The organism is Streptomyces sp. NL15-2K, assembly GCF_030551255.1.
Classification (GTDB): domain Bacteria; phylum Actinomycetota; class Actinomycetes; order Streptomycetales; family Streptomycetaceae; genus Streptomyces.
Map to the genome: position 1 here is coordinate 1,816,656 of NZ_CP130630.1, position 15,407 is coordinate 1,832,062.

At 69.4% G+C, this 15,407-nt stretch carries 12 protein-coding genes and 2 pseudogenes; 8 read left to right on the forward strand and 6 right to left on the reverse strand.

The annotated features are described in order from the left end of the window. Window positions 1-401: 401 nt before the first annotated feature. Window positions 402-2,156: a ricin-type beta-trefoil lectin domain protein gene (locus Q4V64_RS07650; RefSeq protein ID WP_253267328.1), complete on the reverse strand. Its 1,755-nt coding sequence runs from the start codon at window positions 2,154-2,156 to the stop codon at window positions 402-404. A 659-nt stretch (window positions 2,157-2,815) separates the two neighbouring features. Next, window positions 2,816-3,253 carry a DUF4442 domain-containing protein gene (locus tag Q4V64_RS07655; protein ID WP_124444093.1) on the reverse strand — a complete coding sequence of 146 codons (438 nt, stop codon included), beginning with the start codon at window positions 3,251-3,253 and terminating at the stop codon, window positions 2,816-2,818. Window positions 3,254-3,338: 85 nt separating this feature from the next. On the opposite strand from Q4V64_RS07655, the gene Q4V64_RS07660 reads away from it, so the two are divergent. Both Q4V64_RS07660 and Q4V64_RS07665 read left to right on the forward strand, forming a co-directional pair. Continuing rightward, on the forward strand, window positions 3,339-4,289 hold the full coding sequence (locus Q4V64_RS07660) for a hypothetical protein (protein WP_124444067.1): 951 nt from the start codon (window positions 3,339-3,341) through the stop codon (window positions 4,287-4,289). 91 nt (window positions 4,290-4,380) lie between these two features. Then, window positions 4,381-5,394 carry a hypothetical protein gene (locus Q4V64_RS07665; RefSeq protein WP_124444066.1) on the forward strand — a complete coding sequence of 338 codons (1,014 nt, stop codon included), beginning with the start codon at window positions 4,381-4,383 and terminating at the stop codon, window positions 5,392-5,394. A gap of 41 nt (window positions 5,395-5,435) precedes the next feature. Here the strand turns inward: Q4V64_RS07665 and Q4V64_RS07670 are convergent, their stop codons facing one another. Together Q4V64_RS07670 and tuf are read right to left on the reverse strand one after the other, a co-directional pair. Further along, a complete protein-coding gene (locus Q4V64_RS07670) occupies window positions 5,436-6,281 on the reverse strand; it encodes a fused MFS/spermidine synthase (protein WP_303709268.1) in 846 nt (281 codons plus the stop codon). Between the two features lie 123 nt (window positions 6,282-6,404). Beyond that, a complete protein-coding gene (gene tuf, locus Q4V64_RS07675) occupies window positions 6,405-7,574 on the reverse strand; it encodes an elongation factor Tu (protein WP_124444064.1) in 1,170 nt (389 codons plus the stop codon). A 311-nt stretch (window positions 7,575-7,885) separates the two neighbouring features. On the opposite strand from tuf, the gene Q4V64_RS07680 reads away from it, so the two are divergent. Then, window positions 7,886-8,653 carry a TVP38/TMEM64 family protein gene (locus Q4V64_RS07680; RefSeq protein ID WP_124444062.1) on the forward strand — a complete coding sequence of 256 codons (768 nt, stop codon included), beginning with the start codon at window positions 7,886-7,888 and terminating at the stop codon, window positions 8,651-8,653. A gap of 15 nt (window positions 8,654-8,668) precedes the next feature. On the opposite strand, the gene Q4V64_RS07685 is transcribed toward Q4V64_RS07680, so the two are convergent. Next, complete coding sequence (locus Q4V64_RS07685; RefSeq protein WP_124444061.1) at window positions 8,669-9,838, reverse strand: thiolase family protein; 1,170 nt, start codon at window positions 9,836-9,838, stop codon at window positions 8,669-8,671. Window positions 9,839-9,996: 158 nt separating this feature from the next. On the opposite strand from Q4V64_RS07685, the gene Q4V64_RS07690 reads away from it, so the two are divergent. The 4 genes and pseudogenes from Q4V64_RS07690 (at window position 9,997) to Q4V64_RS07705 (ending at window position 13,443) form a co-directional block, all read left to right on the forward strand. Then, window positions 9,997-10,467, forward strand: a complete 471-nt coding sequence (locus tag Q4V64_RS07690) for a helix-turn-helix domain-containing protein (RefSeq protein WP_124444060.1) — start codon at window positions 9,997-9,999, stop codon at window positions 10,465-10,467. Window positions 10,468-10,625: 158 nt separating this feature from the next. After that, the gene (locus Q4V64_RS07695) at window positions 10,626-11,501 is read left to right on the forward strand and encodes an undecaprenyl-diphosphate phosphatase (protein WP_124444059.1); all 876 of its coding nucleotides are present in this window, start codon (window positions 10,626-10,628) and stop codon (window positions 11,499-11,501) included. Window positions 11,502-11,778: 277 nt separating this feature from the next. Continuing rightward, window positions 11,779-12,000: pseudogene (locus tag Q4V64_RS07700) on the forward strand (transposase); the annotation flags it as partial. Window positions 12,001-13,209: 1,209 nt separating this feature from the next. After that, window positions 13,210-13,443: a hypothetical protein gene (locus Q4V64_RS07705; protein WP_172629499.1), complete on the forward strand. Its 234-nt coding sequence runs from the start codon at window positions 13,210-13,212 to the stop codon at window positions 13,441-13,443. Window positions 13,444-13,661: 218 nt separating this feature from the next. Here the strand turns inward: Q4V64_RS07705 and Q4V64_RS07710 are convergent, their stop codons facing one another. After that, window positions 13,662-14,522: a hypothetical protein gene (locus tag Q4V64_RS07710; RefSeq protein WP_253267322.1), complete on the reverse strand. Its 861-nt coding sequence runs from the start codon at window positions 14,520-14,522 to the stop codon at window positions 13,662-13,664. 200 nt (window positions 14,523-14,722) lie between these two features. On the opposite strand from Q4V64_RS07710, the pseudogene Q4V64_RS07715 reads away from it, so the two are divergent. Beyond that, window positions 14,723-15,181: pseudogene (locus tag Q4V64_RS07715) on the forward strand (transposase); the annotation flags it as partial. Between the last annotated feature and the right edge of the window lie 226 nt (window positions 15,182-15,407).

The window sequence follows — 15,407 nt, forward strand, 5'->3', positions numbered from 1 at the left end:
GTGGCGTGCCGGGTGACGCGAACGCAGGCGCGCCTGGAGACAGCGGACCCTCTGGAGACAGCGGACCCTCTGGAGACAGCGGACCTTCTGGAGACAAGGGAACGGGAGACAGGAGAAATAGTGTCGGTCATAGGCCGTCACTCCTTCCGTGTGCGGGCACGACGTCGTGAACCGCGAACGCCTCCCGGCGACCCGGGCAGCGTTCGTCCTCTGAACAGGCCATGTGTCAGGAGGGACTTGACGCCTCGTGAGAAGCGCCACCGGCGCGTGGGAACCTAGGACCGTCGATGACTCGTGTCAATGACTCGAACGAGAAACGGCCGCATGCCGACAAGAAACGAAGATGGGGCCACCCCTGAGGGGTGACCCCGGCGGGGCGGTGCCCACGGACCGCCGTCCGACTAGTGGAGGGCGGAGCCGAGGGTTCCGGTCACGGCGGCGGTGACGGGATGAGTGACCGGTGCGACGGCGTCCCGGGCCTCGTCCGGGAGGATGGCGGCTTCCTCGGTGGGAGCGGTCGGCTCGGGCTCGGTGCAGCAGTCGGCCGGGGCGATCCGCTTCTCGAACTGCGGTGGCCGGACCACCGGGGCGTCCGGCGGGGCCTCGGCATCCTTGCGCGGACTCGCGGCGTCAGGCGAGGCCGGCTCGGCCGTCGGGGAGGCCGGCTCCTCGGGACTGCCGTTCTGGGTCCCGTTCTCCGCCGATCCGTCCCCCTGTGCCGTCCCCGGCTCGTCGCTCACGGGTTCCAGAACCCACCGCTGCCCCTCGGATCCGTCCCGCTCGGCGACGACCACGGCCTTCCCGTTCTCGGTCTTGGGCGCGACGAGCAGCCCCTTGCCCCGGCGCAGCAGCAACTCGCCCCGCACGGTGAGGTCGTAGCGCACCTCACCCGCGTGCACCAGGCAGTCGGCGACGACGACCGAGCCCTTGTCGGCGTCGGCGTCGAGGCAGAGAGTGGGGTCGGTGGCGCTGCGCAGCAGTCCGTCGTCCTGGTACGACCACTGCTGCGACCCGGCCGACGAGCACGCCGCCAGCACAGTCCCGGCACCGTCTGCGGGTCTGCCCTCGCGCACGTCGGGACGCACGTCGGGACGCACGTCGGGACGCACGTCGAGACACAGTCCGGCGACCAGGTTGCGGAGCCTGCCGTGCCCGACCTCGACGGCGTTGCCCACGGAGGCGGCGGACGGGGACCCGGCGGACGACGAATCGCCCCCCTCCCCCGGCGAGACGGAGGTGCCGCTCGGCGCCCCCCACGTGGCGCGGGGCCCGGGGGCACCGCCCTCGTCGGACCAGCTCCTGGCGACGAGCACGGTCGCGAGCAGGGCGAGGGACAGACCGGCGCCCATGAGCACGGCCTTGCTGTGCCGACGGGAGTGCGCGAGGTGGCCGGCCGGAGCGGGGCGGTGGCGTCCGACGGCTCGCGGCCGTACGAACGGACGCGTGCCCGGTGCCTGCGGGGCGGTGCCGCGACCGGGCCGCGAGTCGAGATACCGGCGGGAGCCCCAGCCGAGCACGGTCTCGGCGAGCAGCGCGTCCAGACCGTCCTCGAAGTGACTGAGCTGCTCGGCGGCGTGTCGGCAGTACCGGCACTCCGTCAGATGCCGTCGGACATCGGGCAGCAGTGCTCCGCCCCGGCGAATGGAGACGTCGAGGAGACGGTTGTAGAAGCGGCATTCCGTGGTGGGCGCGAGTTCCCGGTGGGCGCGTACACAGCCCGCCCGGAATTGCTCCCGCGCCCGCTCCAGCCCGGCGGTCGCGGTAGCGGCGTCCACCCCGAGCAGACCAGCAGGTATGGATATGGGCTCGGCCTCGACCTCGGTGTGCCACAGCAGGCATTGGGAGGCGCCCGAAAGGGACTGGAATGCACGCTCGGTGAGCCGTCGCCTTTCGGGGGTGGCCGGCCTCGCCGCACGTAGACCGCGGCCGCCGGTCGGCTTGCGGAGTTCCGGCAGCAGGGTGGAAATTCCGTCGTCCGCGGCCCACTCCTTGACGGTCTCCCGTACGGCCGCGAGGAGTTGGGGACGCAGGGCACCGCCGGCCCTCCCCGAGAGCACCCGGTGGAACGCGGCGGCGGTCGCCATGGACGCCGAATCCGCCGATGCGAGCAGGCAGATGACCGCGTAGTCGTGGGTCGCCCGCCAGTGCCGGGCCATCAGCAGCGCCACGGCGTGGGCGTCCGTGTCCGCCCCGCCCAGCCGGGCCACGAGATCGCGGTCGGACTCACCGGGACGCGATCCGGGCCGTGGCGGGTACGGCGGGCGTGGGGGGTGAGGAGATTGCACTGGACCATTTCCTTCCAAGCCGCAGGACGGCATGCGAAATGCGCGTCCGTAGGAAAGCAGGTGCCTGATTGGTGCATACCTATGCCGCGTCAGGTGCGGGTCGGTTATTTGGCCGCTCACCTTCGCACAAACGCCTCACAGGAAACAAGAAGTTCGAGTGACCCACGTTCAAAACGTTGCCATTTCAGAAAAGTTACCGGCGGTATCCGCACCGGCATTCGATAAATGCCGTCACGCCGAGGTCAAGTTGTGTGCGTGGAAGGGCGGTTGGCACACGAAATCTCCTCTTCACGGCTGGAGCAGGCGTGCGCAGCCGAGGGCGACGCCGCACGGCCGGACGCGGTGCGCGATCCGGCCCGCCTCGCCGACATTCACCACATCGCCAGGGCTAGCACGCGGCGCTCGGGAGCAGATCCACCTCTACGGCTGCGCGGCCGTAGAGGGCGGAGCGGCCGACCGCGACCGGCTCGCCGCCTGATTACACGTCGAGGGGTGCCGGCCGGACCGGCACCCCTCTCACGAAGCGCAGCTCAGCTGTTGGGCCGAAGCGTCCAGACGACCGTCATCTCGCCGGTTACGGCCCCGTCCTCACGCCGGATGACCACGGACACGGGGAACTCCGGCCGCTTGCCCTCGTCGAGTTCCGCGACGACCTCGGTGGCGGGCCGGCCGAGCGTCGCGGTGGCCGTGACGGCGCCCATCGCGAGCTTCTTGTACGCGATCTCGGCGCGGACCGCGAGCGGTACGGCACGGGAGAGCTGGTCTCCGAACGCGGCCAGCACGATCGCCCCGCTGGCCGACTCGCCCAGCGTGAACATCGCTCCGGCGTGCGGCCCACCGACGTGGTTGTGGTACTCGCTCTGGTCGGGCAGTGCCACCACGGCCTTCTCCGGAGTGGTCTCCAGGTACTCGAGGTTGAGGGTCCTGGTCATCGGCACCGTGGCGGCGAGCATCTCGCCGATCGACATCTGGTCTGCGCTCATGCCGGAATGTTACTCACGAGTAGACACCTATGGCCAGATCCTTACGGTGATCGCCGTATTCTTACCGCCCATGTGGCCAGGACAGCAGTCGCCGGGGGACGGGCAGAATCCGCAGCACCAGCCGGCCGGCGGAAACCCCTATCAGCAGCCCGGATACCAGCAGCCGAATCCTTACGCCCAGCAGCCGCCGCCCGCGTGGGACGCGCCCACCGCTTCGGGCGGACCACCGGGGGGAGGGCGCCGCACCAGGACGTTCGCGATCGCCACGGCCGCCGTCGTCGTGGTGGCCGCGGCCGTGACCGGGGCCGTCCTGCTGGGCGGCGACACGGACGACAAGGCCGATCCCGATCCGACGCCTTCCCCGTCCTCGTCGGCCACCTCGGCCGCGTCGGAGAATCCGCGAGCCGCAGACGGTCAGAAGCCGACCGTGGCCGGCTGGAAGGTGGTGGTCAATCCCGACCTGGGCGTCGCCTTCGACGTACCGGCGGACTGGGCGCTGCAGTCGACGAGTTGGGTGTCGTACGTCTCGGAGGACGATGACCCCGAGGACAAGCCCTTGGTCGCCATGAAGGCCCCCGCGGTCCTCAAGGAGAAGTGGTGCGGGTCCGACGAGGACAAGGACGGCGAGATGGACTACACGCCACTGGCCAGCGTCGGCACCCGGGGCAACAACGGGGCCAAGAGCACCGAGGAGATCGCCCGCGCCGACTCGGCGACCTGGGTCTACGGCGCCTACACCCAACCCGACCGTAAGAAGGTCACGACCGGCCCGGTCACCTCTTTCACCACCGCCTCCGGTCTCACCGGCAGCGCCGCCACCTCGCAGTCCTCCGGAGTCGCGGCCCATGGCAAGTGCGACTCCGACGGCAAGGCGACGACCTTCGCCTTCAAGACCTCCGACGGCGACTTCGCCTCCTGGTCGTTCTTCGGCGCCGAGGGGGTCGGCGAGGAAGTCCCGGACGCCACCGTCCAGAAGATCATGAAGACCGTGCGGCTCAACACACCCACGGACGAACGCTGATTGCTGCGTCGTCAACTGCGTCGTGATTGCTACGTCCCTGACAAGGGTCGGTGACCGAATCGTGTCCCTGACGGGACTAGGGTGGCTGCCCATGTGGCCAGGACAGCAGCCGCCCGGGGGCGAGCAGAATCCGCAACAGCAGAACAATCCGTACCAGCAGCCGGGGTACCAGCAGCCGAATCCGTACCAGCAGCCGGGATTCCAGCAGCCCAACCCCTATGCGCAGCAGCCGCAGTGGGGCACTCCGGCGCCGGTGGGGTCTCCGGAGCCGCCGCGCGGGGGTGGCGGGAACCGGACCAAGTTGGTCGCGATCGTGGCGGCGCTGGCCGTCGTCGTGACCGCCGCCGTGACCGGATTCCTGGTCCTGGGCGGCGACAAGGACGACAAGGCGGACGACGTCACCGGCAAGGACGGCAAGAAGTCCACGAGCCCGACCACCGAACCGAGCGTCTCCGCGTCCCCCTCCGAGGACAACCCGCGTAACGGCGAGGCGGACCAGCCGACCGTCCCGGGCTGGAAGGTCGTCGTCAACCCCAAGTGGGGCACGGCCTTCGACGTCCCTGCGGACTGGACGATCGAGTCGCCCGGCACGTTCATCGGCTTCGAGGACGAGAAGAAGGGCGACGGCTCCGCCCTCATCGGCATGTCCGCGCCCGCCTACTTCAAGGAGAAGTGGTGCACGTCCGACGCCGACAAGGACGGCCGGACCGACGACACGAAGCTGGCGGCGGCCGGCACCAAGGGCCAGAACGGCGCCAAGAGCACCGACGAGGTCGCACGCAACGACTCGGCCTGGTGGGCGTTCGGCGGCTACACCGACCAGTCGGACGCGTCGAAGAAGCTGCTCACCCTCGTCAAGCCGAGGCCGTTCACCACGGCGTCGGGTGTCAAGGGCAGCGTCGCCTCGGCGTACACGAAGGGCGTGAAGAAGGAGGACAAGTGCGACTCCGACGGCAAGGCGACGACGTTCGCGTTCAAGAACTCCGCGGGTGACTACGTCTCCTGGAGCCTCTACGGGGCGAAGGGCGTGAGCGGCGAGCTGCCCGAGAAGACGATCCAGAAGATCCTCAGCACGGTCCGACTGCACGGCGAACCCACTGGATGACCCCACGGGATGCCCCCTGCGGGGCCCTGACCGGCCAGAACTCACCCGATGCTGAACGCCCCGTCGGGGGGCTCGGGTGACGGTACGGCGTCCTCGTCCTGCACCGGCGCGGCACCGCCGATGAAGTCCCGCAGGGCGGGCCCGTGTTCGACCCGCGCGGGGAAGGCGTCGGCGGCGGTGCGGCGGGCCAGGGCGGCCGTGTCGAGGGGGCGGTGCGCGGCGACGAGCACCGCGTTGCCGAAGCGGCGACCGCGCAGCACGCCCGGTTCGGCGACCAGCACGAGCTCCTCGAACACCGCCGCGAGGGTGGCGAGTTGGGAGCGCAGGAAGGCGAAGGGCGCGGCGTCTGCGAGGTTGGCCAGGTAGACGCCGTCGGGGCGCAGGACGCGTCCGGCCTCGCGGGCGTAGGCGAGGGACGTGAGGTGCGCCGGGACGCGTGAGCCGCCGAAGACGTCGGCGACGAGGACGTCGGCGGAGTCCGCGGGGGCGGTTTCCAGCCAGGCGCGGGCATCGGCGGCGTGCAGGTCGATGCCCGCGCCGTCCGGCAGCGGCAGGTGCTCCACGACCAGCTCCAGCAGGGCGCGGTCGGCCTCGACCACGTCCTGCCGGGAGCCGGGCCGGGTCGCGGCCAGGTACCGGGGCAGGGTGAGCGCGCCCCCGCCGAGGTGCAGCACGTCCAGCGGGCGCCCCGCCTCGGCGACGGTGTCCAGGACGTGCCCGAGCCGCCGCGCGTACTCGAACTCCAGATACGCCGGCTCGTCCAGATCGACGTACGACTGCGGCGCCCCGTCGACGGTCAGCAGCCAGGCCCGCTTCCGGTCGATGTCGGGCATCAGCTTGGCAACGCCCTGATCGACGGGGCGGGTGACGGGGATCGGCTCGTTCACCTTCTCATTGTGCCTTTGTGCAGCAGACCTATAGGGGCGCGGGGCTGTGACAGCATGCGGCTCCGCCGCGGGGGCGCGACCAGCCACAACCGGCCCGCAGTCCCCCACGCACAGACACCACCCTCACTCGACGGCGGTCACGGTCCCCGCTCCGACGGTCCGCCCACCCTCACGGATGGCGAAACCAAGCCCGGGCTCCAGCGGCACATCCCGCCCCAGCTCAACGGACACGGCAACCGTCTCTCCCGGCCGCGCCACCGCCACCTCACCAAGGTCGAGGTCACCGACTACATCCGCCGTGCGGATGTAGAACTGCGGGCGGTAACCGGTCGACACCGGCGTCGTACGACCACCTTCGCGCGCCGACAGGATGTACACCTGCGCGGTGAAGCGACGACGGGGCACCACACTCCCCGGCGCCGCAACCACATGACCGCGCCGCACCGCATCCCGCGGCACACCCCTCAGCAGCAACGCCACGTTGTCCCCGGCCTGCGCCTCCTCCATCGGCTTGCCAAAGGTCTCCAGCCCCGTGACCACCGTCTCGACGGAGGCCCCGAGCACGTCGACCCGGTCCCCGACCCGCACCGTGCCCCGCTCGACCGCCCCGGTCACCACCGTCCCCCGGCCGGTGATGGTCAGCACGTTCTCCACCGGCATCAGAAACGGCGCGTCCAGATACCGCTCGGGCATCGGCACATACGTGTCCACGGCGTCGAGCAACGCCTCGACGGACGCGGTCCAACGCGGGTCCCCTTCCAGGGCCTTCAGCCCCGAGACCCGTACGACAGGCACGGCGTCGCCGCCGTAACCGTGCTCGGTGAGCAGGTCACGCACCTCCAGCTCGACGAGGTCGATGAGCTCCTCGTCCCCCGCGTCGGCCTTGTTGAGGGCGACGACGATGTGGTTCACGCCCACCTGGCGGGCCAGCAGCACGTGCTCGGCGGTCTGCGGCATGATCCCGTCGAGCGCGGAGACGACGAGGATCGCCCCGTCCAGCTGCGCGGCCCCGGTGACCATGTTCTTGACGTAGTCGGCATGGCCCGGCATGTCCACGTGCGCGTAATGCCGGGTGTCGGTCTCGTACTCGACGTGCGCGATGTTGATGGTGATGCCGCGCGCCGCCTCCTCGGGTGCCCGGTCGATGCGGTCGAAGGGCACGAACGTGGAAGAGCCGCGCTCGGCCAGCACCTTCGTGATGGCGGCGGTCAGCGTGGTCTTGCCGTGGTCGACGTGGCCCATCGTGCCGATGTTCAGATGCGGTTTGGTGCGTACGTATGCCGTCTTGGGCATGGCGGTACCTCGAAGCCTCTGCGAAGGAAGATGGGGACCCCAAGGACTCGCCGACCCTCCCCCTGCGGGGTCCGCCGGACGATCCGGAGAGGGTCAGCTTCGGGCGCCGTCAGCAGCGGCCAGGAAGACGGGAACGGCAGCCTTCGGGGCATCCGCGACCGCGGATGCTGCGAGGACGAAGGCGTACCGGAACATGACGCAGATCATTGCCGACGCGTCGTCCCACGTCGAACGGTTTTTCGCGGTGCCGGCCCGCACAGCGGACGCGATCCGTGCGGCGATCACACACGTCCGTCGGTTACCGTCACTGGATGCTCGATGCCACCACCCGCTCTGGGGGCACCGCCACGGCACCTCCCCGGGCCGCTGCCACGGAACTCGCCGTAGCCGTTCCCTCTCCGGTGGGCTTCGGCGCGCGCTGCACGAGAGTGCTGCTCTCGCCGTGGACGCGCCTGTCCCTGCTCATCGCCCTGCTCGCGGGCGCCGCCTCGGCCGTGCTGCTCTTCGAGCCGCAGCGGCTGCTGGCGGACGGCTGGCCGCCGCAGCTCGGTGGAGCCGCGGCGGCGGTGGTGTTCGCGGTGGCGTACGGGCTGTGCACCGTGGCGTTCGTGCCACGACCGCTGCTCAACCTGGCGGCGGGCGCGCTGTTCGGCTCGCAGCTGGGCCTCGGAGTCTCCATCACGGGCACGGTGCTCGGGGCCGGTATCGCCTTCGGCCTCGGCCGGGTGCTCGGCCAGGACGCCCTGCGTCCGCTGCTGCGCGGCCGGTGGTTGCGGGCCGCCGACGGGCAGCTCAGCCGGCACGGCTTCCGTTCCATGCTGGCGGCGCGGCTGTTCCCCGGGGTGCCGTTCTGGGCAGCGAACTACTGCGCCGCCGTCTCCCGCATGGGGTACTTCCCGTTCCTGCTGGCGACGGCGCTCGGCTCGATCCCGAACACCGCCGCGTACGTCGTCGCCGGCGCCCGTGCCTCCACGCCGACGTCGCCGGCCTTCCTGATCGCGATGGCCTTCATCGCACTGCCGGCGCTGGCGGGCGCGGTGGTGGCCTGGCGCAAGCGGCACCATTTCCGGGACCGTTAGCCCCCCCTCTGGTTACTACACCGCTTCCAGAACCATCGCGTTGGCGAGCCCACCCGCTTCGCACATCGTCTGCAGGGCGTAGCGGGCGCCGCGCTCCCGCATCGCGTGCACGAGGGTCGTCGTCAGTCGGGTGCCGCTCGCGCCGAGCGGGTGGCCGAGGGCGATCGCGCCGCCGTGCACGTTGACCTTGTCGAGGTCGGCGCCGGTCTCCTGCTGCCAGGCCAGGACCACGCTGGAGAAAGCCTCGTTGACCTCGAACAGGTCGATGTCGTCGAGGGACAGGTGCGCCCTGCGCAGCACCTTCTCCGTTGCCGGGACGACTCCGGTGAGCATGAGGATCGGGTCGGAGCCGGTGACGGCGAAGCTGTGCAGCCGGGCGAGCGGGCGCAGGCCGAGGCGGGCCGCGGTCTCGCTGGACGTGATGAGCACGGCCGATGCGCCGTCGTTGATGGGGCTGGCGTTGCCCGCGGTGACGTTCCACTCGATCTGCGGGAAGCGCTCGGCGAAGTTGGGGTCGTGGTAGGCGGGCTTCAGGCCGGCGAGGATCTCGGCGGTGGTACCCGGCCGTACGCACTCGTCGCGGCTGACGCCCTCCAGGGGCGCGACCTCGGCGCCGAACAGACCGGCGTCCCAGGCCGCGGCGGCCTTGCGGTGCGAGGAGACCGCGAAGGCGTCCATCTGCTCGCGGTTGATCGACCACTTGGCGGCGATGAGCTCCGCGCTGATGCCCTGCGGGACGAGGCCCTCCTGGTAGCGCTCGGCGACTCCGGGGCCGAAGGGGTCCTTGCCGGCCGGCACGTTCGACCACATCGGCACCCGGCTCATCGACTCGACACCGCACGCGACGACGAGGTCGTAGGCGCCGGAGATGACGCCCTGGGCCGCGAAGTGCACGGCCTGCTGGGAGGAGCCGCACTGGCGGTCGACCGTGGTCGCGGGGACGGTCTCCGGGAAGCCCGCGGACAGGACGGCGTAGCGGGTGGTGTTCATGGCCTGCTCGCCGACCTGGTCGACGGTGCCGCCGATGACGTCGTCGATCAGCGCCGGGTCGACTCCTGAGCGCTCGACGAGGGTGCGCAGGGTGTGGGCGAGGAGCTCCACGGGGTGGACGTGCGCGAGGGCGCCGTTCGGCTTGCCCTTGCCTATCGGGGTGCGTACGGCTTCGACGACGACTGCGTCACGCATGGTGCCGGCCTCCACGATGTGCCAGTGAGCGATTACCGGTGAGCGATACCGGTGGGCGATTACCAGTAAGTAGGAAATCCAAACTCACCATAGCTCTGAAGGTTGGAAAGTCAAACCCCATCGGTTGGACAATCAAACCCTCCCCTAAACTGGGCGCCATGGCCGCTCCCAAAGACCCGCGCCCCTGCTCCATCGCCGACGCCCTGGCGCTCGTCGGCGAGAAGTACTCACTGCTCGTCCTGCGGGAGGTGTGCCTCGGCAACGGCCGCTTCGACCAGTTGGTACGCAACATCGGCGCCCCGCGCGACATCCTCGCCGCGCGGCTGCGCCGGCTCGTGGACGCCGGGATCCTGACGAAGCGGATCTACAGCGAGCGCCCGCAGCGCTTCGAGTACCGGGCCACCCAGGCGGGGCTCGAACTGGAGCCGGTCCTGATGACCCTCATGGAATGGGGCGACCGCCACCTGCGGAAGGACGACGACCGCCCGATGGTGCACGAGCACATCTGCGGCCACGAACTGGTCCCGGTCCTCACCTGCCAGGCCTGCGGCGCTCCCGTCCGCCACGAGGACCTGACGGCCCACCCCCAGGCCCCGGGCTGGACGGTGGCGGGGCCGACAGCGGCGTAACTCGCGCCACAGCCCGAGCCACCGCTTCCCGGCCCCTGTGCCGGGACCGTTTTCCGGGGACGCTACGCTGCCCCTCGACACCTGTGATCACACCGCGCCCGCCGGCGCGGTGCGCCCTTCGCTCCTCACCACGATCAGCGCTTGGACTCCGTAACTTCATGTCTTGGTTTGAATCCCTCATCCTCGGACTCGTCCAGGGGCTGACCGAGTTCCTCCCTGTCTCCTCCAGCGCCCACCTCCGGCTGACGGCGGCCTTCTCCGGCTGGGAGGACCCGGGTGCGGCCTTCACGGCGATCACGCAGATCGGCACCGAGGCCGCCGTGCTGATCTATTTCCGCAAGGACATCGGGCGGATCATCTCGGCCTGGACGCGTTCGCTCGCGGACAAGTCGATGCGCCAGGACCACGACGCGAAGATGGGCTGGCTGGTGATCGTCGGCTCGATCCCGATCGGCGTGCTGGGAGTGACGCTCAAGGACCAGATCGAGGGTCCGTTCCGCGATCTGCGGATCACCGCGACGATGCTGATCGTCGTGGGCGTGATCATCGGCGTCGCCGACCGGTTGGCGGCGCGCGACGAGAACGGCGGCCGCCACCGTGCGCCCAAGCAGCGCAAGGCCCTTGAGAACCTGGGTGTGAAGGACGGCCTGATCTTCGGCCTGTGCCAGGCCTGCGCCCTCATCCCGGGTGTCTCCCGCTCCGGCGCCACCATCAGCGGCGGTCTGTTCATGGGCTACAGGCGCGAGGCCGCGGCCCGCTACTCCTTCCTCCTCGCCATCCCCGCGGTGCTCGCCTCCGGCCTGTTCGAGCTCAAGGACGCGATGGAGACCGACCACGTCTCCTGGGGTCCGACGATCTTCGCCACGGTGATCGCCTTCGGGATGGGATATGCCGTGATCGCCTGGTTCATGAAGTTCATCTCCACCAAGAGCTTCATGCCCTTCGTGTGGTACCGCATAGCGCTCGGCCTGGTCATCGTCGCCCTGGTCGCCATGGGCGCCCTGAGCCCCCACGCGGCGGAGTCGGCGGGCTGACGGAGTGCGCACATGTAGCGTTACCTAGCATTTTCTAGCGTCTGACTGCATCACCACGCCATGATCATCTCCCACTCGTCTCCCACCTGGGAGGCAGGGTGCACCCCCTTAGGGCGTGTGCGTCCGCAAAGCAAGGGATGATACGGAAGGGCCCGCACGGCTTGCCGTGCGGGCCCTTCCGTACAGAGGGTGGACCGGGTCAGCTGAGGTTCATGTCCGGCCTAGGGCGTGTCTGATGGGTCGGTAACGGCCCGCATCGCGGATCGTTCTCGGTCGTGTGGGGCGGGGTGACTTATCCGATGTGGAGTGGGCTCGACTGGAATCGCACCTGCCGAGGAACACGGGGCGGGGCGGGCGGTGGAAGTGTCACCGCAAGGTGATCAACGGGATTCTGTTCCGGCTGCGCACGGGGATCCCGTGGCGGGATCTGCCGACGCGCTTCGGCAAGTGGCAGACGGCGTATGACCGCCATCGCAGATGGTCAGCGGACGGCACTTGGCTGGCCACGACACGACCGGCGCCGCGCCGTCGACCTCGGCGTGCGCGGCGGACACCAGGCGGCACAGCCGCGCCCACCCGGCCGCGTTCTCGGCGGCACGCTGCACGAGGGCGTCGGGGAGGGAGGCTCCGTAGCGGGCGGCGTATCCGGAGGCGACGCGCAGATGAGTAAATCCACGGCCTCCCACCTCCCGTCTTTCGCTTGCCGTCCGTCCCTCCCTGATCCGTGACCTCTCCAGGTATCCCACGACACCCCGAATTCGCACCAGCGTGCGAACGAGTGAGTTGATGCTGTCGCCCGCCGCGCAGCGGACGCATGTGACTGAGCGTGCTACTTGACCACTCTGTGCCTCACAGTTGGCCGCATCGGTTGAGCTGCGTCGCACCACAGCTCAAGACGACCATGGAGCCCGGCACCGTACGCAGTACCGCGTGAAGGCGCCAACACCATCCCTTCACCGCGTTGTGAACCATGCCGTGAACGCAGACACGCCGCAGTTCATGACGACCGTCAAGAGTCGCACCGGAACGTGCTGGACAGTCATACGGAATCCGCCAATTCGGATTTCCAAGGCGGGGGCTTTGTCACGGTTTTCCAGAGTGCTGCGGTCGCTCTTCATCGTGGCTCCTCCGTCAGGTCGCCTGTATCTACGGAGAAGAGGCCGTCACATTTCGTGTCACTCTCGTCGCAAAGTGGTCGCGTCCCGCGAAGTGGTGTAGCGGCACAGAGTGAGCGACTCCGCAGGTCACTGGGGTCGGCGCTCCGGCAGAACGCCCTTCCGCCGCTCCAGGCGGAAGATGGGCGCACGGCCGCCAGTTGCGCGCCCAGGTGAACCGGCTCAGAGTCAGCTGCCCCTTGCTGCGCTGCCCCTTGACCTGCGGAGTCATGAACTCGAGCCGCGAACTGCGCAGCGCCTGCCCCCAGGCGCTGCTAACTTTCGTTCACCTAGTCGGGTTTCTGCCGGCTCGTATCCTTGAGCGGATTCTCCCGCCATCAGGGGTGCGTCGGCATGTGGGCTGGCCAACTACGGTCCGCAGTGGCCAAGTAGCACACTCAGTCACAACGCAAGGACCGGGAGGGCCTTGATTCACAGGCCCCGGGAAGCGCGCATGTGATGTGCCTCTCACTTCTCAAGTCGTTCTACGGAAACGGCGTCGTTTGGGCGGTAAGGGGTGAGGTCGGCGCCCGTCCGGCCCGGAGAGGCACTCCATGCCCCAGCTCTTCCACAACCTCGCGTTCCTCGCGGCGCTGGTCAGCCTCGCGGTGATCGCCTTCCGCTCGCTCGCGCTGGACGCCGGCGACGACCTCACCGCAGACCAGGCCCGCGTCCTGTGCGCCGCGATACAGGCCATCGAGCACGTCGCGATCGCCTACGGCGCCCTGGCCGCCCAGGACGCGCCGCTCACACTGGCCGCGAAGGCGATGACGCTCCTCCTCGGGTAGCGCCGCTGCACATGCACGGGCGCCGCGGCGGCCGGAGTCTGATCGTGTGGACCTTCCCGTCGACGTCGCACTCGCCGAACTCGTCCCGACCCTCCCGGTCGGGACGGGCTGGCGGTACGAGATGAAGTTATGGACAGGGTTTGTTCTTGTCCGCTGTCCACGGCTTCCCTGTCAGTCGCCATCTCGCAGCGTGGTTGGCATGGCCAGGTGGCGCGGCATCAGGGTGTGATCACTGTCAGCCTTTCCGGAGCGTTGATGTCTACCGTTTCGTTCGCTGTGACCGAGACGTCCACCTGGCCTCCGCCGACTTTGAGTCCTTTCACCGTGAGCGGTGCGTACGTCGAGGCGAAGTTGGGCGCGATGGTGACCGTGCCGCCGGGGACGTCTGCGTTCAAGCCCAGGGCTGCCTGGAGTACCAGGATCGCGGAGGCGGCCGCCCATGCCTGTGGTCGGCAGGATGCCGGGTAGGGGGCGGGGTACGGGCTCTGCTGGCTGCCGTGGCCGGCGAAGAGTTCGGGGAGGCGGGCGTCGAAGGCCGTTGACGCGGTCAGCAGGCCGGCTGCCAGTGAGGCGGCGGCGTCCGGGAATCCGGCTTTGATCAGGCCGTGTACGGCGATCGCCGTGTCGTGCGGCCAGATCGAGCCGACGTGATAGCCGTAGGGGTTGAAGCCCACCGCGTTGCTGCTCAGGGTGCGCAGGCCGTGGCCTGCGTCGAGGTTGGGTCCGGCGATGCGGGCCGCGAGCAGTGCGCTCTCCTCAGTGTTGAGCAGGCCGGTGCCGAGGAGGTGGCCGAAGCCGGAGGTGACCGATTCGACCGGCTTGCCGTCGCTGTCGAGTGCGACGGCCGGGTAGGGGCCGTGTTCGTCGGCCACCCAGAAGTGGTCGCGGAAGCGGTCCGCGAGCCGCTCGGCCCATGCCTCCCACTCATCGGCCCCCGGTCGGCTGAACGCGCGCAGCAGTGCCGCTCCGCCGAGCGCGGCATGGAAGGGCTCGGTGGCCCGACATCCGATTAGCCGTTCATGACCCCAGCGACCTGCGGGGCCCTCGGTCTTGATCGGAGCTGGATGGCTCCCGAGCACGTAAGAGGTAGTTCCCGCAAGGGGCTTGGACCACGATCATCATCGGTGATCAAGTGATCGCTCTCGACGCCGACTGCGAGCGTCAGCACACGTCAGTCTTCTTTGAGGGCTCAAGGCCCGGATCGTCGGCGGACGTTGCGCTGACGCCGGCGGCCGGCGTCGAGGAGGCGCCTTCAGCGACCTCAGCTACCACCCATTAGATCGTCGGCCGCAAGCGGAGCATCGTCACCGACACGCTCGGCCTGCTCCTCGCGGTGCTGGTCACCGCGGCCAGTGTCCAGGACTCCGTGGCCGGCACCCAACTGCTCGACCTGATTGCCGCCGGCCATCCCGGCATCCGCAAGGTGTGGGTCGATGGCGGTTACCGCCAGCACCTCGTCGAGCATGCCGCCACCTTGGGCATCGACATGGAAATCACCGCCCGCAAACCCGGGACCAGGAGATTCACCCCGATACCGAAGCGGTGGGCGGTGGAGCGGACGTACGGCTGGCTGATGCTCCACCGGCGCCTCGCCCGCGACTACGAGACCCTTCCCGCCCGCTCCGAAGCCATGGTCCACCTCGCCATGACCGACCTGATGGCCCGCCGCCTCACCGGCGAGACCACCATCTCCTGGCGCGATCCGACATCACTCGATGAAGTCCGCATTACGGGATGAAACAACGGGAGAAAACGACCTCTGACCACGAGAGCGGCAGGCTCTTTCGCACCAGCGCGGAAGGGGCGCCAGAAGAGCACCAAGCCATCCAGCGACCCACTCACCAGTTCAAGGCCGTCGTAATGCGCCTCCTGAGCCTCCGTGCGCTGGGGACTAGGGGGGGGTCCCCTTCATCGGCCGGGGCATGGATACGTCGTAACCAGCAGACTCCGTACTGCCAACCGAC